This window comes from Mesorhizobium sp. B263B2A, from assembly GCF_020165775.1.
Lineage (GTDB): Bacteria > Pseudomonadota > Alphaproteobacteria > Rhizobiales > Rhizobiaceae > Mesorhizobium > Mesorhizobium opportunistum.
In genome coordinates this window covers 328,500-355,188 of the sequence record NZ_JAIUIU010000003.1, presented here as the reverse complement: position 1 = coordinate 355,188, position 26,689 = coordinate 328,500, and the positions used below count along the sequence as shown (strand labels likewise).

At 62.1% G+C, this 26,689-nt stretch carries 24 protein-coding genes; 18 read left to right on the top strand and 6 right to left on the bottom strand.

Annotated features, from left to right (window positions below; genetic code table 11):
- Positions 1 to 215 precede the first annotated feature (215 nt).
- Positions 216 to 1,085 (bottom strand): class I SAM-dependent methyltransferase, encoded by an 870-nt coding sequence (locus LB568_RS08955; RefSeq protein WP_013895484.1) that lies wholly within the window; start codon positions 1,083 to 1,085, stop codon positions 216 to 218.
- An 864-nt stretch (positions 1,086 to 1,949) separates the two neighbouring features.
- Here LB568_RS08955 and cyoA point away from each other — a divergent pair.
- From cyoA to cyoD, 4 genes are read left to right on the top strand one after another with little or no spacing between them, the layout of a single operon-like run.
- On the top strand, positions 1,950 to 2,972 hold the full coding sequence (cyoA, locus tag LB568_RS08950) for a ubiquinol oxidase subunit II (RefSeq protein WP_224729888.1): 1,023 nt from the start codon (positions 1,950 to 1,952) through the stop codon (positions 2,970 to 2,972).
- Between the two features lie 2 nt (positions 2,973 to 2,974).
- Entirely contained in the window at positions 2,975 to 4,978 is a 2,004-nt protein-coding gene (gene cyoB / locus LB568_RS08945; protein ID WP_041164913.1) for a cytochrome o ubiquinol oxidase subunit I, read from the top strand.
- Positions 4,975 to 5,661: a cytochrome (ubi)quinol oxidase subunit III gene (locus LB568_RS08940; RefSeq protein WP_140569552.1), complete on the top strand. Its 687-nt coding sequence runs from the start codon at positions 4,975 to 4,977 to the stop codon at positions 5,659 to 5,661. The genes cyoB and LB568_RS08940 overlap by 4 nt, the downstream gene beginning before the upstream one ends.
- Positions 5,658 to 6,068 (top strand): cytochrome o ubiquinol oxidase subunit IV, encoded by a 411-nt coding sequence (cyoD, locus tag LB568_RS08935; protein WP_013895480.1) that lies wholly within the window; start codon positions 5,658 to 5,660, stop codon positions 6,066 to 6,068. The genes LB568_RS08940 and cyoD overlap by 4 nt, the downstream gene beginning before the upstream one ends.
- Positions 6,069 to 6,146: 78 nt before the next feature.
- On the opposite strand, the gene LB568_RS08930 is transcribed toward cyoD, so the two are convergent.
- Positions 6,147 to 8,138 carry an AI-2E family transporter gene (locus LB568_RS08930; protein WP_013895479.1) on the bottom strand — a complete coding sequence of 664 codons (1,992 nt, stop codon included), beginning with the start codon at positions 8,136 to 8,138 and terminating at the stop codon, positions 6,147 to 6,149.
- A 903-nt stretch (positions 8,139 to 9,041) separates the two neighbouring features.
- Between LB568_RS08930 and LB568_RS08925 the strand changes: the two genes are divergently transcribed.
- Positions 9,042 to 9,218, top strand: coding sequence for a hypothetical protein (locus tag LB568_RS08925; protein WP_167313568.1), 177 nt, complete (start codon positions 9,042 to 9,044; stop codon positions 9,216 to 9,218).
- Here LB568_RS08925 and LB568_RS08920 read toward each other — a convergent pair.
- Together LB568_RS08920 and LB568_RS08915 are read right to left on the bottom strand one after the other, a co-directional pair.
- Positions 9,180 to 9,515 (bottom strand): DUF1003 domain-containing protein, encoded by a 336-nt coding sequence (locus tag LB568_RS08920; protein WP_224729887.1) that lies wholly within the window; start codon positions 9,513 to 9,515, stop codon positions 9,180 to 9,182. The two genes, LB568_RS08925 and LB568_RS08920, sit on opposite strands and share 39 nt — an antisense overlap.
- A gap of 342 nt (positions 9,516 to 9,857) precedes the next feature.
- Positions 9,858 to 10,904: an alpha/beta hydrolase gene (locus LB568_RS08915; protein ID WP_224729886.1), complete on the bottom strand. Its 1,047-nt coding sequence runs from the start codon at positions 10,902 to 10,904 to the stop codon at positions 9,858 to 9,860.
- Positions 10,905 to 10,950: 46 nt separating this feature from the next.
- Here LB568_RS08915 and xth point away from each other — a divergent pair, with 46 nt between their 5' ends.
- Positions 10,951 to 11,736: an exodeoxyribonuclease III gene (gene xth, locus LB568_RS08910; RefSeq protein ID WP_041164910.1), complete on the top strand. Its 786-nt coding sequence runs from the start codon at positions 10,951 to 10,953 to the stop codon at positions 11,734 to 11,736.
- A gap of 72 nt (positions 11,737 to 11,808) precedes the next feature.
- Here xth and LB568_RS08905 read toward each other — a convergent pair whose 3' ends face one another.
- Complete coding sequence (locus LB568_RS08905; RefSeq protein ID WP_013895476.1) at positions 11,809 to 12,057, bottom strand: hypothetical protein; 249 nt, start codon at positions 12,055 to 12,057, stop codon at positions 11,809 to 11,811.
- A gap of 274 nt (positions 12,058 to 12,331) precedes the next feature.
- On the opposite strand from LB568_RS08905, the gene LB568_RS08900 reads away from it, so the two are divergent.
- Positions 12,332 to 15,484, top strand: a complete 3,153-nt coding sequence (locus tag LB568_RS08900) for a GAF domain-containing protein (protein ID WP_224729885.1) — start codon at positions 12,332 to 12,334, stop codon at positions 15,482 to 15,484.
- Positions 15,485 to 15,519: 35 nt separating this feature from the next.
- Here LB568_RS08900 and LB568_RS08895 read toward each other — a convergent pair whose 3' ends face one another.
- Positions 15,520 to 16,029 carry a metallophosphoesterase gene (locus LB568_RS08895; protein WP_013895474.1) on the bottom strand — a complete coding sequence of 170 codons (510 nt, stop codon included), beginning with the start codon at positions 16,027 to 16,029 and terminating at the stop codon, positions 15,520 to 15,522.
- 141 nt (positions 16,030 to 16,170) lie between these two features.
- Here LB568_RS08895 and LB568_RS08890 point away from each other — a divergent pair, with 141 nt between their 5' ends.
- The 11 genes from LB568_RS08890 (at position 16,171) to LB568_RS08840 (ending at position 26,685) form a co-directional block, all read left to right on the top strand.
- The gene (locus LB568_RS08890; RefSeq protein ID WP_013895473.1) at positions 16,171 to 17,139 is read left to right on the top strand and encodes a manganese catalase family protein; all 969 of its coding nucleotides are present in this window, start codon (positions 16,171 to 16,173) and stop codon (positions 17,137 to 17,139) included.
- Positions 17,140 to 17,495: 356 nt separating this feature from the next.
- Complete coding sequence (locus LB568_RS08885) at positions 17,496 to 18,230, top strand: heme-binding protein (protein ID WP_224729884.1); 735 nt, start codon at positions 17,496 to 17,498, stop codon at positions 18,228 to 18,230.
- 5 nt (positions 18,231 to 18,235) lie between these two features.
- Positions 18,236 to 20,107: a methanol/ethanol family PQQ-dependent dehydrogenase gene (locus tag LB568_RS08880; RefSeq protein WP_412033904.1), complete on the top strand. Its 1,872-nt coding sequence runs from the start codon at positions 18,236 to 18,238 to the stop codon at positions 20,105 to 20,107.
- Positions 20,088 to 20,957 (top strand): substrate-binding domain-containing protein, encoded by an 870-nt coding sequence (locus tag LB568_RS08875; RefSeq protein ID WP_224729883.1) that lies wholly within the window; start codon positions 20,088 to 20,090, stop codon positions 20,955 to 20,957. Before LB568_RS08880 ends, LB568_RS08875 begins: the two co-directional genes overlap by 20 nt.
- Positions 20,954 to 21,487, top strand: coding sequence for a c-type cytochrome (locus tag LB568_RS08870; RefSeq protein ID WP_224729882.1), 534 nt, complete (start codon positions 20,954 to 20,956; stop codon positions 21,485 to 21,487). Before LB568_RS08875 ends, LB568_RS08870 begins: the two co-directional genes overlap by 4 nt.
- Positions 21,484 to 22,497: a cytochrome c oxidase subunit II gene (coxB, locus tag LB568_RS08865; RefSeq protein WP_013895468.1), complete on the top strand. Its 1,014-nt coding sequence runs from the start codon at positions 21,484 to 21,486 to the stop codon at positions 22,495 to 22,497. The genes LB568_RS08870 and coxB overlap by 4 nt, the downstream gene beginning before the upstream one ends.
- Positions 22,494 to 24,470, top strand: coding sequence for a cytochrome c oxidase subunit I (gene ctaD, locus LB568_RS08860; RefSeq protein ID WP_140569546.1), 1,977 nt, complete (start codon positions 22,494 to 22,496; stop codon positions 24,468 to 24,470). The genes coxB and ctaD overlap by 4 nt, the downstream gene beginning before the upstream one ends.
- A complete protein-coding gene (locus LB568_RS08855) occupies positions 24,467 to 25,072 on the top strand; it encodes a heme-copper oxidase subunit III (RefSeq protein WP_013895466.1) in 606 nt (201 codons plus the stop codon). Before ctaD ends, LB568_RS08855 begins: the two co-directional genes overlap by 4 nt.
- The gene (locus tag LB568_RS08850) at positions 25,072 to 25,413 is read left to right on the top strand and encodes a hypothetical protein (RefSeq protein ID WP_013895465.1); all 342 of its coding nucleotides are present in this window, start codon (positions 25,072 to 25,074) and stop codon (positions 25,411 to 25,413) included. Before LB568_RS08855 ends, LB568_RS08850 begins: the two co-directional genes overlap by 1 nt.
- Positions 25,410 to 26,288 carry a cytochrome c oxidase assembly protein gene (locus LB568_RS08845; protein WP_224729881.1) on the top strand — a complete coding sequence of 293 codons (879 nt, stop codon included), beginning with the start codon at positions 25,410 to 25,412 and terminating at the stop codon, positions 26,286 to 26,288. The genes LB568_RS08850 and LB568_RS08845 overlap by 4 nt, the downstream gene beginning before the upstream one ends.
- A complete protein-coding gene (locus LB568_RS08840) occupies positions 26,269 to 26,685 on the top strand; it encodes a c-type cytochrome (protein WP_140569541.1) in 417 nt (138 codons plus the stop codon). The genes LB568_RS08845 and LB568_RS08840 overlap by 20 nt, the downstream gene beginning before the upstream one ends.
- Positions 26,686 to 26,689: the final 4 nt, after the last annotated feature.

Sequence of the window (26,689 nt, the reverse complement as noted above, 5' to 3'; positions counted from 1 at the left end):
ATTCTCGGATCTATCCGCCGATAGAACATTAGCTTTCATTAATTAATTTTGAACTTCACAGTTCTGAAAACTTTGCACTGTCCGACCGCGGAGGTCGTTCTGGCACGTCGCCGGAGGCGATTGGACCCAGCGGCCACTCAATGAGGCAACGTGTCGGCGGGGATGATCCCCGGGTCCGGGTGATCGTGCCCAGGGGATGACAGTGCAAAACTGGATTAACAGTGGTCCGCAATCGTTTTGGGAGCAACAAGGTATGGTATCTTGCCGACGCTTCGCTTAGTCGCGCCAATGGAGTAGGCCATTGGGATCTTGGGAGAGTTGTTGGGTAAGCCGTACATATCCTTGCCGGCTCTCACCGCGAATGAAAAGTGCTGCCAAGAAACCGTGTCATGCTCATTCAGAAAATCGAGCGTCATCCCAGCTGAAATCAGCGCGTTCACCACGTCGCTGATCGGATGAATCCACTCATAATAGCGAGAATGCTTCAAAATGCGGTCGTCGCCAGTATAGGTCCGTTCCTCGTTCCATGTGAGCGGCAGAGCTGTAGGCGTTCGCCAATCGTGCTTAAACTCCAGCGCCGCGGCCTTGCGATCACATTGAAACATCAACGGATGGCCCTCGGCCATATAGAGCCTGCCGCCGGGTCGCAGGAGATCAGCAACAACCCGCGCCCAGCGGAACACGTCGTCCAGCCAGTTTACCGAGCCCCAGGTAACATAAACGACGTCGAAGGTCCGGCCGAGTGCTTCAACTGCCTCGAACAGTGGCGCCTCGACGAAGCGCACCTCAGTGCCTGCCTTCGCAGCGAAATCCCGCGCAGCGGCGATCGCCGTCGGTGAAAAGTCGAGACCGGTCACGCTGCCCGCGCCGAGATTCTTCAAGCTGATCGTGTCGAGCCCAATATGACATTGCAAATGGACGATGTCTTTGCCGACAATATCACCGACCTCCTCCGTCTCCAGTTCATAAAGATTGGATCCGCCTGCCAGCACATTTTCGATGTGATAGCTGCCTGTTGTGTCGGTCGAATGCAGTTCGGCCCGATCATCCCAATTGAGGCGGTTCGTACCCAGAAACGGTTCCAAATTCCCCCCAAGTTCCCAGCGGTGACTGGCGCCTGGTAAACAAATCGTTAATATATCCTTGCAGCGAAAGGGTCGCGCGTCAATGCGCCGGTTGGTAATGGGTCGGTTTGAAATTCAGCCATTTAATTGAGCCAGGCAGGAAACGGGCGGCGGCTTTACCCGCCAACGGTCAACTCCACCGATATGGCCCGCCGCCCGGGGTCGAGCAGGCCTGTCTCGGAGCACCGGACACTCTGATTGCGGCGTGTTGGGAGGGAAAGCAGGAAGCCGCACACGCGAACCGGCATTCCCTGGTCGATGTTCCAAAAGAAAACCCGTCGACCGAAATCGACGGGCTACCTTCCTCATATCTGCCCCTAGTTCCCAGACGGTCCACCGTGCCCAGGAAACCCCTACGCAAAGATCTTGTAGACTAAAACCAGGTATTGCGCTGTAACCCCGGGGCAACACTGGCCTTAGATGTGTCTCGTTTTGGGACCGAAGGGCCGGCATCCGGCTTGCACGGAAGATGCTGTCGGTATCGAAACCAGGCGATCTCGGCTTGCGGTGCGCAATCCAGAAGGACTGCGCTCGCTCGCGTGCGAGTGCAACAAGGCCGTCAGCCGCCATTTCAATGATGTTTTGGAGGGTGTCTATCCGGCGGGGAAAACGGGTTAGCGGTGCGGCGGGCGTCTCGCCGAGGAAACGACAATAAGGCCCCAGCGGTCTTCGCCACCCGGTCTTGACCTCCACTTTTGCGCCGAAGCCGGGCATGATCACCAATGGCATGGACCGGCGGAACAAACTCGGGAGGCGCCGGTTAGGGCGTCCGGCGGAGGGCGGCACCCGGCCGTGCCTTGAAGTTGCATCACGGGAAGAGGTCAGATGGAAAGCGCGAAGAACGCGCGCCCCAAGGACGCGTCCTCTCCAGGATTGCTGGCCGAGCCAGTGTTGTTGCCATCCAGCCCCAAGCCGGGGCGGCAACTGCTCTGGGTCCCGGCAATCGCATTCTTCCCCGGCTGCGCGGGAGGTGTGCTCGACCCGCAAGGACCCATTGGCTCGGGCAACCGCACGATCCTCTTGAACTCACTGGCGGTGATGCTGGTGATCGTTGTCCCGACGCTTGTTGCGCTCCTGGCCTTCGCATGGAAATTCCGCGCCTCGAACAGCAACGCGCGCTATGACCCGGAGTTCACCTATTCGGGGCGCATCGAGTTGATCGTCTGGTCGATCCCGACGCTCACCATCTTTTTCCTTGGCGGGCTGATCTATTACGGATCGTACCAGCTCGATCCGCGCAAGCCGATCCCTTCCGCGCAGCCGCCGCTTGACATCCAGGTGGTGGCGCTCGACTGGAAATGGCTATTCCTCTATCCCGAGCAGGGCGTGGGCGCGGTCAATCAATTGGTCATCCCCGCCGGCGTTCCAGTGCATTTCAAGCTGACCTCGGCCAGCGTGATGAACACGTTCTTCGTGCCCCAGCTTGGCAGCATGGTTTACGTCATGAACGGCATGCAGACCGAGTTGCATCTGCAGGCCGACCGCGAGGGCAGCTTTTACGGCCAGTCGGCGCACTTCAGCGGCGACGGCTTCTCGGACATGAATTTCAGCGTGAGCGCAGTGTCAGCCGATGCCTTCGCCCGCTGGGCGTCGTCGCTGCGCGGCGGCGGCGGCGTGCTCAACGCCAATGCCTATCGCGAGCTCGCCCGGCAAAGCACCAACGTGGCGCCGTCCACGTTCGGCCATGTTCAGCCCGGGCTGTTCGATGCCGTCGCTCAGCAGACATTGCCCCCGGGTCCGGGGCCCGCTGAAAGTGCAGCCGGCGGCGAGCCACAGGTGAGCCCAAAGGCATTGCCCGCGGCGGCGGCGGCGACCGGGCATCATCCACAGGCAGAAGGGGCGCAATGACGATGCTGGGCAAGCTCGACTGGTCGGCCATTCCCTTCGATCAACCCATCCCGCTCGTCGCGGCTCTCGGCGTCTTTCTGGCAGCGGCCGCCGTGCTTGGCTGGATAACGGTGAAGGGCTACTGGCCCTATCTGTGGAACGAGTGGATAAGCTCGGTCGACCACAAGCGCATCGGCGTGATGTACATTGTGCTGGCGATGCTCATGCTTCTGCGTGGCTTCATCGATGCCATCATGATGCGCACGCAACAGGTGCTGGCGATCCACGGGCCGGGCTACCTGCCGCCGGAGCATTACGACCAGATCTTCTCCGCGCACGGCACGATCATGATCTTCTTCGCGGCGATGCCTTTCATGATCGGCCTGATGAATTTCGCCGTACCGCTGCAGCTTGGCATACGCGATGTAGCCTTTCCGACGCTCAACTCCGTCAGCTTCTGGCTGACGGCTTCCGGAGCCCTGCTGGTCAACATCTCGCTTGTCATCGGTGAGTTCGCGCGCACCGGCTGGCTGCCCTATGCCCCCTTGTCGGAGACAACCTACTCGCCGGGCGTCGGTGTCGATTACTATCTTTGGTCGATCCAGATCTCCGGCGTCGGCACGCTGCTTACCGGCGTCAACCTGGTGACGACCATCCTCAAGATGCGTGCGCCTGGTATGGGCTACCTGCGAATGCCGATGTTCTGCTGGACCTCGCTCGCGTCCAACCTGCTCATCGTCGCCGCCTTCCCGATCCTCACCGCCACGCTGGCGATGCTGACGCTGGACCGCTATCTCGGCTTCCATTTCTTCACCAACGAAGCCGGCGGAAATCAGATGATGTTCGTCAACCTGATCTGGGCCTGGGGCCATCCCGAGGTCTACATTCTGGTGCTTCCCGCCTTCGGCATCTTTTCCGAGGTCTTCTCGACATTCTCGTCAAAGCCGCTGTTCGGATACCGTTCGATGGTCGCGGCCACGATGTTCATCTGCATCGTCTCGTTCATGGTCTGGCTGCATCACTTCTTCACCATGGGCGCCGGAGCAGACGTCAACGCCGCCTTCGGCATTGCCACGTCGGTCATCGCCGTCGGCACCGGGGTGAAGATCTACAACTGGCTCTTCACCATGTATGGCGGGCGTATCCGCTTCGACACGCCGATGCTTTGGGCGCTGGCCTTCGTGACCACCTTCACCGTCGGCGGCATGACTGGCGTTCTGCTTGCCGTCCCACCGGCCGATTTCGTGCTGCACAATTCCCTTTTCCTCGTGGCGCATTTCCACAATGTCATCATTTCGGGCGTGCTGTTCGGCGCGTTCGCCGGCTTCACCTACTGGTTTCCCAAGGCGTTCGGCTTCCGCTTGCACGAAGGCTGGGGCAAGGCCGCATTCTGGGTCACCTTGGCCGGCTACATGCTGGTCTTCGTGCCGCTCTATATCGTCGGTCTGCTCGGCATGACGCGGCGCCTGCAACATATCGATATGGATCTGTGGGCGCCATGGCTGGTGGTGGCCGCGTTCGGCGTGCTGGTGATGATCGCCGGCGCCGCACTGCAGATCATGCAACTGGCCGTTTCGATCCGACATCGCGATAAACTTCGCGACGAGACAGGCGATCCATGGGACGGGCGTTCACTGGAATGGTCGACATCCTCCCCTCCCCCCATCTTCAACTACGCGCGGCTGCCTTACGTCGAGGATGAAGAGCCCTACTGGGGCATCAAGCAACAAGCAAGGGAGGAGAAGAGGCCCGATGCGGAGGAAGCATACGAGCCTATCGAGATGCCGCGCAACAGCCCGACAGGCTTCGTCACCGCCTTCTTCAGCACGCTGATCGGCTTCGCGCTGATCTGGCACATATGGTGGCTGGCAATCGTCGGCTTCATCGGCGCCTACGCAACCTTCGTCGTCTTCGCCTGGCGCGATCATGGGGATTATGAGATTCCCGCCGAAGAGGTCGCGCGCATCGACGAGGGCCGCAAGGCCGCGCAGTTTGCCTGGTTGCGCAGAAGGGAGCGCCCGACATGAGCGATCACGCTTTACCCGGCGACTTCGGCGCGGGCACCCAGACACGAGACCCCTATCGGCTTGGTCACGGCGGCCGGTACGGCGTGCGCTCCGCGACCGGCCACGGAGAAGGCGGCCCGGCGTCGAAATTCGTCACCGTGGCATATGGCTTCTGGATCTTTCTGCTGTCTGACATCATCATATTCTCGGCCTTCTTCGCGGCGTATGCCGTGCTTGCCAAGGCGACCGCCGGCGGACCGACCGGCAAGGAATTGTTCGAGCCCACCCGCGTTGCGGTGCAGACGGGCCTTCTGCTCACGTCGAGCTTCACCGGTGGCCTGGCAACGCTCGCGACCGATCGCAGATCGATGGCTGCCACGCAGGCTTGGCTGCTCGTCACCGGATTGCTCGGGGCAGCCTTCCTGTTTCTAGAGGTGCAGGAATTCGCGGCGATGATCGGCGAGCAGGCGGGGCCTTCGCGCAGCGCATTTCTATCAGCCTTCTTTGCCCTAGTTGGCTGCCACGGCACCCATGTCGGGCTCGGCCTGCTCTGGCTGGGCACGATGATGGCGCAGCTGTGGGTCAAGGGTTTTCGGTCGGATATTTTGCGGCGGCTCCACTGCTTCGGGCTTTTCTGGCACGCACTCGACATCATCTGGGTCGCCATCTTCACCCTGGTCTATCTGTTGGGAGCATCGCCATGACCGACATCGAGAGCGGGCCCGGCGAGATGCAGGATCGCCGCGATTCCGCACCGGGCGAGGAACGCATAACCGAGCACGAAGTGGCTGGAGGGCTGTTGGGCTATGTGATCGGCTACGGCCTGGCCATCCTGCTCACGATCGCGTCATTCCTGGCGGCTCAAACCGACCTGATTTACCAGCCGGCGGTGATCTCGGCCCTGGTGGTGCTCGCGGTCGCTCAAATGGGTGTGCATCTCGTCTTCTTTCTGCACCTGACCACCGGGCCGGACAACACCAACAACATTCTCGCCCTGGCCTTCGGCGTGCTGATCGTTGCGCTGGTGGTCCTGGGATCGGTTTGGATCATGGCCCACCTGAACGAGAACATGGCCGCCATGACGGCCCATCAAGCCGGAACGATGCCTTGAACGACCTGCACCCTCCCAAGGCACGGTCACCGAAGCCCATTTTCCTGAATCCGACAGGCCGGAGCGCCCTCCTCCAGCTCATTTGGCCGGCACTAGGGCGTCTTTCTTGCGTGCCGGCGGCCTGCGACGAGCACGCCGCTTGGCAACGGCCTTCAGCGCCACCGCAGGATCCCTCGATAGCGCTCCGGTCACCGCGGCGACCATGTCGAGCGCGATGAAATCGGCATTGATGTCATTGCCCGTTTTACCGGCTGTCTCGCCGTGATCTTCGCCGTTTCCTCCCCAGAACACCACGCCCACCCGTATCGCTGGATTGATACGTTTTATGCGGCGCACCATAAAACGTGCATGTTTGACGGAGTTGCGGTTCAGGAACCCGATCACGACAGCGTTGAGCCCTCCCAGCTCCAGCCGGCGAATGCCCGCCGGATGCAGATCTACGAAACTGGCCTTCGACGTCGCCGCGCCTTGGATCAGCAGGATCTGCGCCAGCATCGCGGCGGCCGCGTCGTCGAGTTCGCCGCGCCCGCCGGCGCAAAGCACGGTCAGGCCTGTGCCGTCTGGGAGCTCTACGTCCTGTCCGGCTTCCGCGTCGATTGCCTTCTCCTTTTCCGAGCCGGACGCCTCGCCCGGGGCGAGATCGTCCTCCTCCGCTTCCTCGTGAGCGCTGTCGTCAAGATTGGCTACCAAGGTCTGGGCGCTGGCAGCCAGCTGCCGCAGCTGGTGATCATCCATCACGCCCCTGACCCGATCCTGTTCGCCCAGCAGAAGGGCGGGAACCGCGACCTTGCCGTAGAACTCGACCAGATATTGTTCCTCGAGAATTTCCTCGGCGTGGTCCGTGGCTTCTTCTGGATCGCCGGCCAGCAGGCGCTGATACAGCCGGGCATGCGGCTCGAGCACCGGTTCGTTACCGAACAGGACGTCGAGGAACTCGAACTGCGTCACATGCCTGCCCAGCACGACAAGGCAGACCGTGAGCGGAGTAGACAAGACCAGACCGAGAGGTCCCCAGAGCCAGGTCCAGAAAATCGCTGCCACGATGACGGCCAAGGGAGAAAGCCCTGTGCGCGATCCGTAGAGCCAAGGTTCGATGACATTGCCGGTGATGACTTCCATGATCACGAACAGCGCGGCTGTCCACAGTAGGAGCGACCACCCGGGCGCCACGGCCAGGGCAAGGAACAAGGGCAGCAGTGCACCGATGACAGGACCGATATAGGGAACGAATCGCAGCGCCAATGCGAGCAAACCCCATAACAGCGCATTGGGGATCCCAAGGATCCACAGCCCGATCGAGATGGGGACGGCATACAAGATGTTCACGACCAGTTGCATGAGCAGATAGCGGCCGAGCCGTTTGCCGGCGTCCTGAAGCGCTTCGGTGGTTCTGTGAAGATCGCCGTAGCCGACCAACCGTATGAAGCGATCGCGAAGATCCTCGCGCTCAAGCAGCATGAAAATGACGACGACGATGATGAGCCCCGCCGACGCCAGCGGACTGACAAGCGGGGCGATCAAATTTTGCAGGATCTCGAGCGGCCTTTCATGTGACACGATCTCAACGGGAACCGGCTCGCGTTGAGGCTGGCTGGCTGCTGGCTGGGCCGGCTCCTGCTTGTTGATCTCCTGGCCGACGCGCTCGATCACCCCGGTCAATCTGGCGATGATGCCGCCGCCGACGCCGGTTTCCTTGAGCGACCTGACCTTGGCCAGGATATTTGTTTGGTAAAGCGAAACATTCTGCGCCAGTTCCCCGACTTGCGTAACGACAATGAAGGAGAAGAAGGCGAGCGCTGCGAAGGTACCAAGCACGCTGGAGATGACGGCGGCAAGGCGGGGAATGCCAATCCGTTTGAGCGCCGAAACCACCGGCGCAAGCGCGAAAGTCAGCAGCAGCGCGATCGCGATCGGCAGGAATACCTCGCGGCCGAAATACAACGCGGCGACCACTGTCACGACGGTCGCTACGGTGGGCAAAGCAGTGCGCGGGTGAGCCGTGGCCGCGGTGTCGATGTCCCTCAATCTAGGAACAGAGGGCTGCGCGCCGTTTAGCCGACTTATCGCCATCCAATTCTCCTGCCCAACTTCACATGATCAGACATATTCGCGCAGAGCGCAACTTGCGCTGCCCCAAGTGGCTTTCGGCACGTTGGGCGTGGAGCGGGAACATTGGTCCCAGCACCAAGTTTGGTCATAAAAGAGGATTCGCGCCTCGTTTCGTGAAGACATCATGATCGAGGTTGCCGAGATATTTCCGGCAGTCACTCACGAGAGCGGAGCCGACCGCTGAATGCCTGTCGAGGTGCCGAACTTCCCACACGATCTGGAGCCGGTAGTCCGCGCGAATCCGCCATATGCGGTGTGGCCGCAAGGCGCAGTTGACTGCAGCCGGATTCCAAGCATGCCGGAACGGGCGCGGGTTAATGTCGCGCGTGCCCGTGACCATGAGATCGCCGATGCTCACGGGTTCGGGCAAATCACGTCACCCGACTGGGCGGCGCGCACGGCGCCAAGTGCCAGGCGGACTGCATCGGCGTCCGAGGCCTGGACTGATCGCCTGAAAATCAAGCGGCCGTTTCGGTATCCAGGCCCAGCGCCTTCCTGTTGCGCCATAGGGACGCCATCGGCTTCTTACGCAAGGTGATCGCAACGGCTTCGGGGCCCACGTCGACTTTGCCGACGCCCAGTTCCGATGCTGCTATTCGCAACCTGGCTGAGCCTCTCGCTTCAGGTCAAATTGATGAAATAGCTTTTCTGATGCAGCCAAGGTGATCAGCCCACCACCCCCACGGCGCACGGTCTTTGCCACGTGTCCGCACCCGCTGGGCATCCTCGATAGGTCGGCCATCGGGCCGCAGTAAGCCGTGTCGCCTGCAGACTGTTGTTCAACTCGCCTCGGTTCTGCACCCGACCGGGGAACCATCGAAGACCCGCCGAGTTCGAGCCGCGGACAAAGTTCGGGTGCATAACATGGAAGAAATCGGCAAGGCACAACAGAAGGTCATAGCCCGTCTCATTCGTCAGTGGATTTCATCAGATGCCAGTCGTCGCCAGTTGCGCCAATTGCTGGATTTGCCAACTGATGCGGACATGCCCAGCGAGCATCGGTCACTGCTGGACGAACTCGACCGAAAGCTCAGCCAATGAGACCGGGGTCGGGACAATCAGACGCGCCGTCAAGGCGGCCATCATCTCGATCAGTCGAGTGGTTTCATGTTCGTTGAGAAGGCTGATCTGTAGATCCAGCTCCGCTCGGCGCTCACTGTGTTCGGCCATTCTGTTCTGATTGATCAGCACGAAGGTCGACAGGAAGATTGCCTCGACAGAGGCGACCATGGCCAGGATCACAAACGTTGGGTCCCAGGCTGGAAGGGTTGGTATCACGCCAAGGTTCGCAACAACCCAGGCGGCAAGAATTGCGAGATGCAGATAGACGAAAGTCATGCTTCCCGCGAAGCGCGAAATGGCACAATGCGCACCTGTGCTCCTCCTGTTGTCGCCTCTGCTCGACCAGAGCCTGTATGTTCTGGTGCAGTACCGACTGCATGTCGGCTTGATCACTCATGTTGAGAACCCCGTTTGAACGGTTCGTGCAAACGGCATCACTTGTCGCCCGCCTGGAATCTCTGCGAGGCCGGACCTGCCTCGAACTCCTCGGCACACGGCTCGAGCCGCCGCCGACGGGGCCTTTCGGACATGGCGTGCCGTCCTGCAATCGCGTGCAACATGCCGACCACGGCCTGCGGGGCGCTCTGATGAACCATATGGCCAGTGTCCGGAATGACCTCAAGGAGAGAGCCACAGATCTCCGCATGCAGGCGTCGCGCATCCCGTTCCGCGTCGAACAAGCGGTCGCCGGCTCCCCAGGATGCCGGTAGGCACGGCAATGTCCCTATAGCTGGCCTTCCTCGACAGAGCCGCGCCCAGCATCGACGCCGACTCGAAACAAACCGCCCGCAGTTGCGATGGCCGGCTGGCGACATCTTTTGCGAGTGCGGCGAAATCGCCCGCTATTGCCGCTGGTTGAAAGATCTTCCCCATTGCCCAAGGCCAGGCATGCCTCACCAGCAGCGGCAGCAAGGCGTGACGAAACACGGTGCCGATCACAGGCAATGCCGGCAGCGCGGCCAGTGCAAGATCCAGCCGCGGTGGCGGATAGTAGTAGCCTGAGACCAGCACGATGCCGGCGACGGATGGCGAATGCCTGCGCGCCAGCTCGAGGGCGATCCAAGCTCCCCAGGAATGTCCAAGCACGAGATATTTCTCTATACCGAGCCTGTTGACGGCGGCATGTATGAGGTCGGCTTGGTCGCCAGCGGACCAGCGCCGGCGCGACCGTGAGCTTCTCCCAAAGCCGGGACGGTCGAATGCGAGTACCCGGTAGGTCTTTGCCGCCTCATCGAAGATGCCGCTCCATTTGAAATCCTCCGCCATCGATCCGTTGCCATGCAGCAGAAGCAGCGGCATGCCGGATCCGGCTTCGATAAAATGCAGGCGCAGACCACCGATCTCCATCACGCATCCGTATGCCCGGGCGGCGATCGCCCGTCTGGCGCGGACGGCGTTGTATCCCGCCAGTGCCGCCAATGCCGCGACAAGCAGTCCGGCCGCGAGTTTCGCATCCTCTCTGTCGAACGCCATGCCCGTGCCTGTTGAAACCTGTCTGCGTGCCCCCAACCTTCGGGGCCACAGCTTGTTCCGCCAGACACCGACAACGCTGCACAGCCGGTTCAACAGCTTGGAAATAAGCTCTCCATGAGCATGGGCGCGGCGGATCTGTCTGTGTTCGCATCGAAACCTTCTTGGCGATTGGTGGTTGATGCTGATTGTCAAGATGAACTCACCGAATGGAGAGCACCATGAGTGGATCGCCTCGAAGATGATCAGGGTCGCGACTTTCAATGTGAACGGCGTCAACGGGCGGTTGCCGGTTCTGCTCAAATGGCTGGGCGAGACGCAGTACGACATTGTTTGTCTTCAGGAATTAAAGACATCGGACGAGAAGTTTCCGGCCGAGGCCATCAGGAACGCCGGCTACGGAGCGATATGGCATGGGCAGAAGTCCTATAATGGCGTAGCCATTCTCGCGCGAGGCAAGCAGCCGCAGGAACGTCGCCGCGGTTTGCCGGGTGACGTCGACGATACGCACAGCCGTTACATCGAGGCGGACATCGACGGGCTTGTCGTCGGCTGTCTCTACTTGCCCAACGGCAACCCAGCACCCGGTCCGAAGTTCGATTACAAGCTCCGCTGGTTCGAGCGGCTGATCGACTACGGACGGCTCCTGATCAGGGACTCGCCTGCCAGCGTGCTCTGCGGCGACTATAATGTTGTGCCCGCGCCGATCGACGCCGCGGTGCCGGCTCGATGGCTGAGTGACGCCGTCTACTTTCCGGAGAGCCGGCAAGCTTACGCCGAGATGCTTGCCGAGGGCTGGATCGACGCAGTCAGGCTGATCCAGCCCGAAAGGGGTGTCTATACCTATTGGAACTTCTCCTACCGGGGCGGCTACGACCGCAGCTCTGGCCTTCGCATGGACCATCTTCTCGTGAGCCCCTCGCTCAGGGAGCGGCTGGGTGGCGCGGGCGTGGATGTTGCGGTGCGAGGATGGGAAAAGCCGAGCGATCACGCACCAGCCTGGATCGAGTTGGATTGGCCTCGTTGAGTTGAGACATGCGCCTCAGCTCGGGCGCTGCTGTCGGTGGCGCCATGGATCGGCACGCCTGGCCATCAAACGTCAGGCAGCGCTGCTGTGTTCCATTTTCCAATCGCCTTGCCACCGCGCACGCACGGCAACCATCAGCATGGCCGCTTCCGTCATTCCGGTCTGGAAAAGCCTGACAAGTTCCCTGGCGATGGAATGGGCCGCCGTGCTGTCCGGCAGAACGGCAAATTCCTGGCACATTGCGTCGAAAACCGCGCGAAGAGTGTCCAGGTCATTCGGGTAGAGAGCTTCCGTGTTCGTGCGAGTGGCTCGGTCAAGCATCAGCGTCTCCAAACGCGCGAGAGTGCGATCGTCGCTCCCAGGCAGCGGAGCTCGTCACATGTCCGCTGGTCCGACGTTTATGCGACGCGGCGCACCACGTGTCATTAAACTATGATGTACCCAAATAAGGATTCATGAGGGAAGACCGTCATCGGCAGAGCCGATGTGGCCAGTGTCGGGCTCGCAGCCGTCACGTCGGTCAGAACGTGCCGTCCTTTAAGGGAACTCTTGGCCGTCGACCGCATTATTCAGTCCGGGCAAAAACGGGGGCGAGATGGGGGACACTTCACGCGGTCGTCAGTCTGAACTGCAGCGCTTCGAGCTTTTGGCAGCGCTGGGCGACCGGATTCGCGAGATTACGGATCCTGCAGAACTGGCCTACGCAGCCGCGGAACTGCTGGGGCACCATTTTGGCATCAGCCGAGCCGGATACGGCACGATCGATCTTGAGAATGAAACCATCACCATCGACAGGGATTGGAACGCACCCGGCATCAAAAGCCTGGCCGGGACGCTGAATTTCAGGAACTACGGTTCGTACATCGACGATTTGAAGCGCGGCGAAACCGTCGTCTTTGAGAACGCCGAGACAGACCCGCGAACCAGCGGCCATGCGGATGCCCTCAAAGCCATCAGCGCTCAATCCGTCATCAACATGCCCGTTACCGAGCATGGCGGGTTGGTGGCGCTGCTATACCTGAACCACTCCGCGCCCAGACGTTGGGCGACCGAGGAGATCGCCCTCATCTCGGAGGTGGCGGACCGGACGCGTACCGCGATAGAGAGGCTTCGCGCCGAGAACGCCCTGCGCGAGAACGCCGAGCGTCTCGCCTTTCTGGACCGCCTCGGCAGGGAGATTGCCCTCGCGGCCGATGCCGACGCCGTCATGCGGATCACCACTCGTCTCCTCGGTGAACACCTGGGCGTCTCGATTTGCGCCTACGCCGACATGGAGCAGGACCAGGACCATTTCACTATTCGCGGCGACTGGAGCGCACCCGGCTCGCCAAGCATCAGGGGGTATTACAGTCTTGCCGATTTCGGTCGCCTGGCAGTCACCAATCTCCGCGCCAATCGGCCGCTTATCATCAACAACAACCTTGCGGAAATTGCTCCCGAGGAGGCCAAGACCTTTCAGGATATCGGCATAACGGCAACCATCTGCATGCCTCTGGTCAAACAGGGCCGGCTGACCGCCCTGATGGCCATCCATGACAAGCAGCCTCGCGTCTGGTCGCAACGCGAACTGTCCTTGCTGACCGAGGTGACGGAGAGGTCCTGGGCTCACATCGAACGCGTTCGCTCGGAACAGGCGGCCCGGGCGAGCGAGGAGCGGCTGAGGCTTGCCACCGACGCGGCCGCTATCGGCACCTGGGACTACGATCCCGTAACCAGGGTGCTGCGCTGGGACGATCGCTGCAAAGCCCTTTTTGGGCTGCCGCCGGACGCGGAGGTGACATATGAAAGCGCATTCCTGGCGGGCCTCCATCCAGAGGATCGAGCACGGGCCGACGAGGCCGTACGCCAGGCGCTCGCGCCAGGCACCTCTTCGCGCTACGACATCGAATACCGGACCATTGGCCTGCGGGACGGCAAGGAGCGCTGGATTGCCGCAACGGGGGAATCGATTTTCCAGTCCGGCCGCGCGGTTCGCTTCATCGGCACCGTCGTGGATGTCACCGAGCGAAAACGGGTGGAGCATCAGCTCCAGTTGATGAACGCCACCGCTGCCGCCGTGGCGGCCGAGCTTGACGTGGAGCGGATCGTCCAGACAGTCACCGATGCCGGCGTAGAACTGTCGGGCGCACAATTCGGAGCCTTCTTCTACAATGTGATCGACGACAAGGGCGACAGCTATATGCTCTACGCCCTGTCCGGGGCACCTCGGTCCGCATTCGAAAATTTCCCCATGCCGCGCAACACCGCGGTTTTCGAGCCCACATTCCGCGGGACAAGCGTCGTGCGCTCCGACGATATACTCGCCGATCCGCGTTACGGAAAGAACTGGCCCCGCAAGGGAATGCCGGAGGGCCATCTGCCGGTGCGTTCCTATCTTGCCGTACCGGTCGTCTCGCGTTCGGGCGAGGTGCTGGGCGGCCTCTTCTTTGGTCATTCAGAGACCGGCGTCTTCGCCGAACAGCAAGAGACGGCGTTGCTGGGGCTTGCGGGCCATGCCGCGACGGCAATCGACAACTCCCGACTGTTCAAGGCGCTGCAGACACTCAACGGCACGCTCGAACAGCGTGTGATAGACGAAGTTGCCGAACGCACCAGAGCAGAAGAGCACCTGCGCCAGGCCCAGAAGATGGAAGCTGTCGGACAGCTCACCGGTGGTATCGCGCACGACTTCAACAACATGCTGGCTGTCATCATCGGCGGCCTCAATCTTGTGCAGCGCAAGCTCAGAAACGGCGACACCAACGTCCACCAATTCGTGACCGGCGCGATAGATGGAGCACAGCGCGCGGCGGAACTTACCAAGCGGCTGCTTGCCTTTTCCCGCCAGCAGCCGCTGGCGCCGAAGCGGCTGAATCCAAATCGCCTTGTCTCCGGCATGAGCGAATTGCTGAACCGGACGCTTGGCGAGACCATCCAGATCGAGACCGTGCTCGCCGCGGGACTATGGCATGTGGAGGCCGACGCAGGGCAATTGGAAAGCGCGCTGCTCAACCTTTGCGTCAACGCACGGGATGCCATGCCTAGCGGTGGAAAGCTGACGATCGAGACATCCAACACCCACATCGACGATCGCTATGGCAGGGAGAACGCTATTCCCTCCGGCCAGTACGTAATGATAGCCGTTACGGATACCGGAACCGGCATGACTGCTGACGTTTTGGCCAGAGCCTTCGATCCGTTCTTCACCACCAAAGGGGTCGGCAAAGGCACCGGGCTGGGGCTGAGCCAAGTCTATGGGTTTGTTCGTCAGTCGGGCGGCAGCGTGAAGATCTATTCCGAGCAGGGTATCGGAACCACTTTGAAAATTTACTTGCCGCGTTCGCACGGCGGAGTGCTCGACAGCCAAACCGAGGCCGTGGCGGGCGAGCACCCCGGCAGTGCGGACGAGATCATCATGGTCGTCGAGGATGAAGATCGCGTCCGGCTGATGGCCGCGGAAGCGCTGCGGGAACTGGGCTATTCCGTGTTGGAAATGCAAGGGCCAAGGGAGGCGCTGGCGGCTGTCCAAAACGGGCAAGTGCCTTCGCTTCTGTTCACTGACGTGGTCATGCCGGAGATGTCGGGCCGCGAACTGGTCGACCAGGTCAAACAAGCGCACCCCTCGCTAAAAGTGCTCTACACCACCGGCTACACGCGCAACGCAATTGTCCACAACGGTACGCTCGATTTTGGAACGGAGCTTTTGACCAAGCCCTACACGATCGACCAATTGGCCGAGAAGATCCGCAAGGTGCTGGATCGAAAGTGAACGGGCAACGGCCAGCCTCGCTCACCGATCTCTCTTCATTTCAGCCGCGAGACCGAGCCGCGCTTGCCGCGCAAGATGGGCAATGGAACGGGCCGGAAGTCCCAGCTGTCGACACCGACATCATATTGGCGTGTCAGCGGCTTCAATTTGCCGTGCGAATGTCCGTGCAGGTTTATCGACTTCTTGCCCATCCGGTTCCACGTCCGGAACGGATAGTGGCACAACACGATGAGCTGGTCCTCGTGCATGAACTCCCTATAGTGCTGGACGCTGTTCCACCCGCCCGCAGCCGTTGTTTCGGAAGCATCATTGTTGCCGACGATGAGGTTCTTGCGGCCGTTTAGGCGGGCCAGCAGTGCTTCGACGCTCGACTTGCCGAGGCGCGCGAAATCGCCAAGGTGCCAGATTTCATCCTCGGGGCCGACAGTCTCGTTCCACCGCGCAATCAGCGCCTCGTCGTGCTCGGCCAGCGATCCGAACGGCCGGCGATCGATCCGGAGGATGCGTGGATCGTTGAAATGCGTATCGCTCGTAAAAAAGACCATTGCCGTCACGCGCTTATGGGGAGGGCCGACGACACCATCGGCTGGGATCGGTCATCGAAACAGAAAACGGGCCAGGAGTCAGCCGCTGAGGGAACAATCGTCTTGCGGGGATGTTCGGACGTTCTAACCGGAGAAATGTCCATGTTCATGCATAACAAGCGCCTGCAATACACCGTTCGCGTCTCGGAGCCCAATCCCCGCCTGGCCTGCATGATCATGGAGCAGTTCGGGGGCGCCGATGGCGAGCTTGCCGCGGCGATGCGTTATTTCACGCAGGGGCTTGGCGAAGACGATCTTGGCCGTCGCGACATGTTGCTGGATATCGCGACCGAAGAACTCAGCCACCTCGAAGTGGTGGGATCGATCGTCACCATGCTGAACAAGGGGCTCAAGGCACAACTTGCCGAGGGCCAAATGAAAGAAGCGGACCTTTACCTGATGATCGGCGCCAGCGGTACAACGGCCAAGGAATCGATTCTGTTCGGCGGCGCTCCCGCGCTTTGCGACTCAGCCGGCGTTCCCTGGACCGCCGCCTATGTCGACTCGCGCGGCGAGCCTACGGTGGACCTGCGATCCAATATCGCCGCCGAAGCGCGCGCCAAAATCGTTTACGAACGCCTCATCAACATCACCGACGACCCGGGCATCAAGGACGCGCTCGGCTTCCTGATGACGCGCGAGATTGCTCACCAGAAGTCGTTTGAGAAAGCACTCTATGCGATCGAAAACAATTTCCCGTCAGGCAAGCTCCCGGGCGTCGAAAAGTTCGCCAGCATGTACGTCAACACCTCTCAGGGCGACGGCGACGTCAATGGCCCATGGAATTCGGGCGAAGAGTGGGATCGGATCGATGATCTCGAACAGGTGATGCCCGTCGATGGCGGAGACGGCCTAGCGACCGTCAAGTTGGGCGCCAAAGACATGAAGGTGGTGGCCAAGATGGCCGAGCGTACTCTTTCCGATCCCGCTTCCGATCCGACTACAGGCGCTGACCTGGGTGCCGGTCCGGGAGCCGGTCGTACCAAGAACGTGGATTTCGGAGGCGCGGCCGACATCGAGGAAGCTCCGGCCGCGGCAGAGCGCGCCGCCAAACGCTCACGTAAGGGTTAGTTGAGAGCCGAACGTCGTTGCGGGAGCAGCGACGTTCGGCGACAAGCCTGGAACAGGTCGGTGGTGAACGCCCTCGCAAGGCAACAGCCTTGTCGCGGAGAGGCGAGTGCCTCCGCGGTCCCCGTTTTCGCGTTTCAGGTGCTCGCCGCAGGCGCCGTGAACGGCTAGCGTTCCAATCCAGCTGCACGAATTTTTCCAACGCAGGAACATAGAAGCATTCTGCGAGTTACGCACCGACCGCGTTGAACTCACCCTCCTGTTTCGGGTTTGCAGGGTGCTCTTTTGGTGTCGAACGAATGCGCAGGACGATGTGTGGCCGTCAGCTTTTGGTGCCTGTCTTTGGTCTGCTGTTGCTGATGGCTGACCTGTTCCACGCCGACAAGGCCATGGCGCAGCAGCCCTGCCCGGCCGATCACGACAAGCTGCTTACAACCCTCAAGGCCAATGTGAAGGCAAGCGGCGGACCGGCCAATGGCGGCTTTGACACCAATGAATGGGCGGCGATCATTGCCCGCGACGGCACTGTCTGCGCGGTTGCGTTCAGTGGACCTGCCGTCGATTCGCAATGGCCGGGCAGCCGGCTGATCGCAGCGGAGAAAGCCAACACGGCCAACGGCCTCAGCCTGGCTCAGATGGCGCTGTCGACGGCCAATCTCTACGCGGGAGTGCAGCCGGGCGGGCCGCTGTTTGGCTTGCAGGCGACCAATCCCGTCAACCAGGCCGCGGCTTATGCGGGCGATCCCAAAACCTTCGGAAGCGCGAGCGATCCGCTGGTCGGCAAGCCGATCGGAGGCGTAGTGGTGTTTGGCGGCGGGCTTGCCCTTTACGACGGCAAGGGCATCGTGGGCGGCCTCGGCGTTTCCGGGGACTCCTCATGCGCCGATCACAATGTCGCCTGGCGCATCCGGGCCGCGCTCGGCCTCGACAAGGTTCCCGCAGGCGTCAACCCCAATCGCAAGGACGCCATTGTCTACGATCTCGACCCCGGCGGCAAAAGCGCTTCCGGCTGGGGCCATCCGCTTTGTGCCGGCACCGAGGCCGACATTGCAGCGGAACTCGGTGCCGGCGTGGGAGGCTCGATCCATAAATGAAAGGCATGCCGCAGCTGGGACCAACGCGCGTTGACGCAGGACGACACACCCGCACGTTGGCCACCCGGAATTCCCTCGGCACGGGCATCTTTCTAGTAACGTTGCTCACCTGGCTCCCGCTCCAGGGCGCTGTCTCGGAGCCCTCTAAGACAGAAGCGATTGCACCGCCCGCCGCAGCCTCGCCACCCGATGACGGTCAATGGGCGATGCCGGCCAAGAACTATGCGTCGACGCGCTTCAGCGAACTCTCCGAGATCAACGAAGGCAACGTGAAGAACCTGCAGGTTGCGTTCACGTTCTCGACCGGCGTGAACAAGGGGCAGGAAGCAGCGCCCCTGGTCGTCGGCAACACCATGTACATCGTCACGCCATTCCCCAACTTCGTCTATGCGCTCGATCTCTCCAAGCCCGGCGCGCCGATGAAGTGGAAGTACGAGCCCAATCCCGAGCCGGCGGCACAGGGGGTGGCCTGCTGCGACGTCGTCAATCGAGGGGCGGCCTTCGCCGACGGGCGCATTTTCTTCAATACGCTGGACGGCCACACCATTGCCCTCGATGCGAACACCGGAAAGCCGATCTGGAACACGCATATCGGCAACATCAACATCGGCGAGACCATCACCATGGCGCCGCTTGTGGTGAAGGGCAAAGTGCTGGTCGGCAATTCCGGCGGCGAGATGGGCGTGCGCGGCTGGGTCAAGGCGCTCGATGTGGGAGACGGGCATGTCGTCTGGACGGCATACGGCACCGGCCCCGACAAGGACGTGCTGATAGGGCCGGACTTCAAGCCGCATTACGACGCGGACAAAGGCAAGGACCTTGGCGTAACCACTTGGCCGCCGGAAGCCTGGAAGATCGGCGGCGGCAACATGTGGGGCTGGATTTCCTATGATCCCGATCTGAACCTGATCTTCCACGGCACTGGCAATCCAGGACCATGGAATCCGGATTTGCGGCCGGGCGACAACAAATGGACGTCCGGCATTTTTGCGCGCGATCCCGACACCGGGGCGGCGAAATGGTTTTATCAGTGGAGCCCGCATGACCTCCACGACTATGACGGCATCAACGAACAGATCCTGCTCGACATGACCTGGCAGGGCAAGCCGCGCAAGGTGCTGGTCCGGCCGGAGCGCAACGGCTATCTCTACATCCTCGACCGGACCACCGGCGAGGTCCTGTCGGCAAAGCCCTTCGGCCCCGTCAACTCCAGCAAAGGTGTCGATCTCAAGACGGGCCGGCTGATCGAAAACCCGGACAAGAAGACCGGCACCGGCAAGGTCGTTCGCGATATCTGTCCGACGGCATCGGGTCTCAAGGACTGGCAGCCGTCCGCGTTCTCGCCGAAGACCGGCCTGCTCTACATCCCGCACAACAATCTGTGCATGGATGAAGAAGGCGTCGAGGTGAATTACATCGCCGGCACGCCCTATGTGGGAATGAACGTCCGCATGATCCCCGGCCCCGGCGGCAATCGCGGCGCCTTCACCGCCTGGGACATAGCCGCGGAGAAACCCGCCTGGAGCTTGAAGGAGAATTTCCCGGTGTGGAGCGGCGCGGTGGTGACCGCGGGCGATGTGGTCTTCTACGGCACGATGGAGGGCTGGTTCAAGGCGGTCAGCGCTAGGACCGGAGAGCTGCTTTGGCAGTTCAAAACATCGTCGGGCATCATCGGCCAGCCGATCACGTATCGCGGACCCGACGGGCATCAATATGTCGCCATCCTCTCCGGCGTCGGCGGCTGGGCCGGCGCCATCGTCTCCGGCGACCTCGACCCACGTGACGCCACTGCCGCGCTTGGCTTCGTCAACGCCATGAAGGATCTGAAGAACGCGACCACGGCGGGAGGCACGCTCTATGTGTTCCGGCTCCCTTGATGTGTTCGAGACAGCCGTGAGGCTGGGACGCTGGGCCCTCGTGCTGCTTGCGATCGGCATCGGCACGCTGGCCCCGATGCTTGCGGCGACAGCGGCCGATGCACGCGAGCTCAGGGTATGCGCCGATCCCAACAACATGCCCTTCTCCAATGCGGATGGTCAGGGCTTCGAGAACAAAATCGCGCAAATCGTGGCGGGCGAGCTCGGGGCAAAGCTGTCCTACACCTGGTGGGCCCAGCGGCGCGGCTTCGTGCGCAACACCCTGAAGGCCGGATTGTGCGATCTTGTTCCCGGCACCCCGGCTAATCTCCAAATGCTGCGCACCACCACGCCATATTATAGGTCGTCCTACGTTTTCGTCACGCGCCAGGACGGTCCGGACATCGGATCCTTCAACGATGCGCGCCTGCGCGAATTGCGGATCGGCGTTCAGCTCATCGGCGACGACGGCGCCAACTCCCCGCCGGTCCAGGCGCTTGGCCGCCGCGGCATCGTCGGACATCTCGTCGGCTTTCCTGTCTATGGCGATTATTCCGCGCCCAATCCTCTGGCGCGCATCGTCGAAGCGGTGGCCGCGGGTCAGATCGATCTCGCCGTCGTATGGGGACCGCTTGCCGGCTATTTCGCCGCTAGGCAGAAGGTGCCGCTCCGCGTCACGCCGGTCGTGCCTCTCATAGACGGGCCACTGTTGCCGATGGTCTACGACATCTCCATGGGGGTACGCCGCGAGGACGATGCGTTGCGCGGCGAAGTGAATGCCGCGCTCGCCAAGCACAGGGCCGAGATCAACGCCGTGCTGGCCCAGTACGGCGTTCCCCGTCTCGACGCTTCCGGGAGTACGGTACGATGATGCGCGCGGTTGCCGTGCTGGTTTCGGCAACGCTGATCCTGGCCGCCTGCCAACGCGAGGAGCGTGACACGCGCCCGCAATCGGCGCTCGGATCCGGCGAACAGCCGACGCCTGTGACCACGCTGGAGCCGGGCGGCCAGCGACCCTCCCCCACCGACAACAAGGCGGCGAGCTTCGCAGCCAACGCCTTCCACATGAGCGAGGGCAAGCGTCTGTTCAGCTGGTTCAACTGTTCGGGGTGCCACGCCAATGGCGGCGGCGGCATGGGGCCGGCGCTGATGGACCAGAAGTGGATCTATGGCAGCTCGATGGAAAGCATCCATGCCACGATCCGCGACGGCCGGCCGAACGGCATGCCGAGCTTTCGCGACAAGATCCCCGACGACCAGATCTGGGAGCTTGCGGCTTATGTACACTCGCTGAGCGGCAACGCGCCGTCTTCCGCCGCGCCGCAACGCAATGACGACATGATGGTGCATCCTTCCGAAAACCGCATGCCGGACGCGGCCACGCTGGGGAAGTCGCCGTGAACCGCCTCATCTCGATGGCGTTCGCCACCGCCGGCACTCTGTTGCTCCAGGGATGCGCGGGCTGGCAATCGGCCCTCGACCCGAAAGGTCCCGCCGCGAGCGAGTTGGCGTGGCTGATCTGGTTCTTCACCGGCCTCTGCGCGGTGGTGTGGGTGCTGGTGATGATCGCCCTCGCCGCGCCGCTGATGATGCGGTCGCGCGCGCAGGCGGAACCGCTCGCGATCGACGCCGGCGCCGACAGCCGGAAGTTGCGCGTGGTCCTGACCGCCGTGGGATTGACCGCCATGATCCTGATCGGGCTGACGCTGCTGAGCTTCTTCGCCAACAGGACGCTCGCCGCGATCGGCTCGGACGCCGCGCTGACCATTCGGGTCACGGGCCATCAATGGTGGTGGGAGGTACGCTATGAGGATGCCACGCCGAGCCGCATCCTGACCACGGCGAACGAGATCCATATCCCTGCAGGCGAGCCGGTGCGGCTTCTTCTGACCTCGACCGACGTCATCCATTCCTTCTGGATTCCGAGCCTTTCCGGCAAGCTCGACCTCATTCCCGGCCACGTCAACGTGCTCGACATCAAGGCCGACAAGCCCGGCGTCTACCGGGGCCAATGCGCCGAGTTCTGCGGCGCGCAGCACGCAAACATGGGCACCTTCATCATCGCCGAGCCGCGTGCAAAGTTCGACGCCTGGTGGAACGACCAGTTGCAGCCGGCCGCTGCTCCGACCGGGGACGAGGCCAAAGCCGGCGAAGATCTGTTTCTGCGGCGCCCCTGCGTGATGTGCCACAGGATAGGCGGCACGGCCGCGGGAGGAACCGTCGCCCCCGATCTCACTCATATAGCCAGTCGGCAGACGCTCGCCGCCGGAACATTGACGATGAGCCGCGGCAATCTCGCCGCCTGGATAGCCGACCCGCAAGGCATCAAGCCCGGGTCGCACATGCCGGTGGTCGATCTTAGCGGCGACGAGCTCAACGCCATCGTCGCCTATCTCGAGGGTCTGAAATGAGCAGCGCTGACCTCACAAGCCAGCGCGACCTGCCGCCGGAGCGCGAAACATCCGCCAAGGGCGATGTCGCACCCGAGCATGACGGACCGCGCGACACCGGCATGGACGATGCCAGCCTGCATCGCTGGCTGGCGCGGACATGGCGCACGCCGCCCGGCATCATCGGCGCGCTGTCGAGCGTCGATCACAAAGTCATCGCCCGGCGCTATCTGATCACCGCCTTCGTATTTCTGTGCCTGGGCGGGCTCAATGCGGTGGCCATGCGCATCCAGCTCTCAGGTCCACAGCGCGGTCTGATCGGACCGGACCTCTATAACCAGCTGTTCACCATGCACGGCGTTACCATGATGTTTCTGTTCGCGGTGCCCATCGTGCAGGCGACTGGAATTTATCTCGTGCCGCTGATGGTCGGCACCCGCAACATCGCGTTCCCTCGCCTGAACGCCTTCAGCTATTGGATCTACGTTTCGGGTGGCGTTTTCGCCTGGGTGTCTTTCGCGCTCAACATGGCGCCCGATGTCGGCTGGTTTGCTTACGTGCCGCTGTCCGGCCCCGAATTCGCACCGGGCAAGCGGGCTGACGTCTGGGCGCAGATGATCACCTATACGGAAGTGTCGTCCCTGGCCGTCGCGGTGGCGACCATCGTTACGGTGTTCAAGCAGCGGGCGCCCGGTATGTCGCTGGACAAGATTCCGCTCTATGTCTGGGCGATGCTGGTCACTTCCTTCGTCGTCGTTTTCGCGATGCCGGCGGTGATGATCACCTCCACCTTCCTGATCCTGGACCGGCTGGTCGGCACCCATATCTTCAACCCCGCGGAAGGTGGGGACGCTCTGCTGTTCCAACATCTCTTCTGGTTCTTTGGCCACCCGGAAGTCTACATCATCTTCCTGCCGGCTACCGGCATGGTGTCTTCGATCATCCCCGCCTTCGCCAGGCGGCCGACCTTCGGCCACCTCGGGCTTGTCCTGTCGCTGATCGCGGTCGGCTTCCTCTCGTTCGGGCTTTGGGTCCATCACATGTTCGCCACCGGCTTGCCGAAGCTTGGCGCCAGTTTCTTCACCGCATCCAGCATGATGATCGCCATTCCGAACGGTGTGCAGATCTTCTGCTGGCTCGCGACTTTATGGGACGGCAGACCCGTGGTTCGGACCCCATTGCTGTTCGTCTTCGGCTTCTTCTTCATCTTCGTCATCGGCGGCCTGACCGGAGTCATGCTCGCCTCGGTGCCGTTGGATCTCCAGGTCCACGATACCTACTTCGTCGTCGCGCATTTCCACTACGTGCTGATCGGCGGCTCGGTGTTCCCGCTGATTGGCGCGGCTTATTTCTGGTTCCCGAAGATCAGCGGCCGCATGATGAGCGAGCGCCTCGGACGCTGGCATTTCTGGCTGGCCTTCATCGGCTTCAACGCGACGTTTTTCCCGATGCATCTCGTCGGGCTGTGGGGCATGCCGCGAAGGGTCTACACCTATCCGGCCGAGCTTGGCTGGGGAAACATCAATCTTTTCATCTCGGCCGGGGCGGTGCTCTTCTTCTTGAGCTTCGTCCTGTTCACTTTCAACCTCGCGTATAGCGCGCTGAAAGGCGCCCCGGCCGGAAACAATCCCTGGGGTGCCGGAACGTTGGAATGGGCGACGTCTTCGCCACCGCCGAGCTACAATTTTGCGCGCATTCCGATTGTCACGCATGTCGAGCCGCTCTGGGCCGAGCGCGAAGCGCTGCCCGTGGCGACCGGGTTGCGGGTCGATGCGCGCGAACTCCTCATCTCGACCGTTGCGGAGGCCCATCCAGACATTCGCGAGAAATCGGCGACACCGTCGATCTGGCCGCTGCTGGCGGCGCTCTCCGTCGGCGGCACGTTTGTCTACTCGATCTTCACGCCATGGGCGGTTGTCTGGGGCGCCGCTCCGATCGCCATCACCTTGATCGGATGGTTTTGGCCCAAGGGCGATCCGGAGGACGAGGAATGAGCCAGCGTCCTGAGCTAGATCTTTCCGGCCTCCCGACTTTTGGACATGGCCCGCGCAGCCCGACTTGGTGGGGTACGCTTGGTTTCATGGCGCTGGAGGGCACGGGCTTTGCGCTGGCCGCAGGCGCCTACCTCTATCTGACGACGGTGTGGCCCAACTGGCGTCTAAGCGCTCCGCAGCCTAACCATTGGCCGGGGACGATCGTGACCCTGCTTCTCATCGTCAGCCTAGTGCCGAACCACATCCTCAACCGGTACGCCAAGCAATGCGCGATCGGGCCGGTGCGGATCGGCATGGTGGTGATGTCGCTGCTCGGCTTGGCTCCGCTTGTCGTGCGCTGGTTCGAGTTTCCGGCGCTGAACATCTATTGGGACACCAATGCTTATGGATCCATGCTCTGGGTGCTGCTCGGGCTGCACACCACGCATCTCATAACCGATATCGGCGACACGATCGTTTTGACGGTGCTGATGTTCACACGCCACGGCTATAGCGGCCGGCGCTTCGGCGATGTCGGCGACAATGTCTTCTATTGGGATTTCGTGGTCCTGACCTGGATCCCGATCTATCTGCTCATCTACTGGATGCCGAGGCTGGGCTGATGCGCGCGTTGCGAATGGGAACGTCCTGGGGCGGTCTTCTGTCAGGGCCGATGGCTTGGGCAATCTCCACGCAGCTGAACTACGCAATCGTGCCGTGGCAGTGCAACCGTCAGGTCGAGGTGGTACTTCCCTCGGCACTGATGCTCGTCGTGCTTTCGCTGCTCGGCGGCGCCTTGTCATGGCGGGCGGAGCGGCAGGGCGGCGCCGCCTTCAAGCCGGAGCGCACGCGCAGCACCGAGCAATTCGTCGCCAATCTCGGCATGTTGTCGGCTCTGCTGTTTGCACTTGTCATCGTCATGCAAGGCAGCGCCGCGCTTATCCTGGACGAGTGCCTGCGATGAACCTCGACGCGCTGTTCTCAACCTCGATCTGCTTTGGTGCCGGCGCGCCAGAAGCCGGATGGACGCTCGCACTGCCGATTACGCTGCCGCTTGCCGTCCTTGGTCTCGTCTATGCCGTGGGCGCGAGCCGGCTTTGGCGGCGCAGCGGCCGCGGCAGGACTTTGCGGCTGCGCCAGGCGCTGCTGTTCACGGCCGGATGGGGCATGTTGACAGCCGCATTGGTCAGCCCCATTCACGCGCTCGGCGAGCAGGTGTTTGCCGCGCATATGATCGAGCATGAACTGCTGATGGCCGTGGCGGCGCCGCTGTTGGTCGCGGCCTGCCCGGCCGCGGCCTTGATGTGGGGCCTCCCCACCCGCTTCCGCCGCGTTCTGGGAATTGCCGGGCACGCCGGATGGTTGCAGGCGGTCTGGGCTTTCGCAACCCGGCCGCTCAGCGCGACCATTGTTCACGGCATCGCCATATGGATCTGGCACATTCCGACGGTGTTCGAGGCAGCGCTGGAGCGCGGCGTGCTGCACTATGCCCAGCACGCGAGCTTCCTTGGAACCGGCCTGCTGTTCTGGTGGGCGATCTTGCCGCGCTCCGGTCGTCAGCACAACTATGGCGGCGCGGTCATGCATCTCTTCGTCACCTCGCTGCACACTGGCCTGCTCGGCGTTCTCCTGTTGCTTTCGCCACGGCTCTGGTACCCGGAGAACGCCGTGGGGGCGGCGCTGTGGAATTTGAGCCCGCTGGAGGACCAGCAGCTTGCCGGGCTGGTGATGTGGGTGCCGGCCGGATTGATCTATGGCGGGGCGGCATTGCTGCTGGCCGGGCTGTGGATCAGGGCGAGCGGAAGGAGGGAGGCGGCGCATGCGCTCGGGCCTGTCTAAACTGCTTGCCGCCGCCAGCGCCACGCTGCTGCTGCTCATCGCCGTTGTGGTCGGGCTGACCTGGTGGTCCGATCGGGCCGCGCGCATCCGGCACGAGGCGCAGGCCGCCACGGGCGGTGACGTTGCGCGCGCTCTGCCGATCATGACCGCGAATGGCTGCTCCGGCTGTCACACGATTACGGGCGTGCCGGGCGCGCAAGGGCAAGTCGGCCCTCGCCTCGACGCAAGCCTTGCCGACCGTGTCATTATCGGCGGCGTCATGGCCAACAATCCGGAGAACCTGGTGCGCTGGATACGATCGGCCAGGGAGATCAATCCGCACACGGCCATGCCATCGACAGGGATCACGGAGCAGCAGGCGCGCGATATCGCAGCCTACCTCTATGCCTTGAAGTGATTGG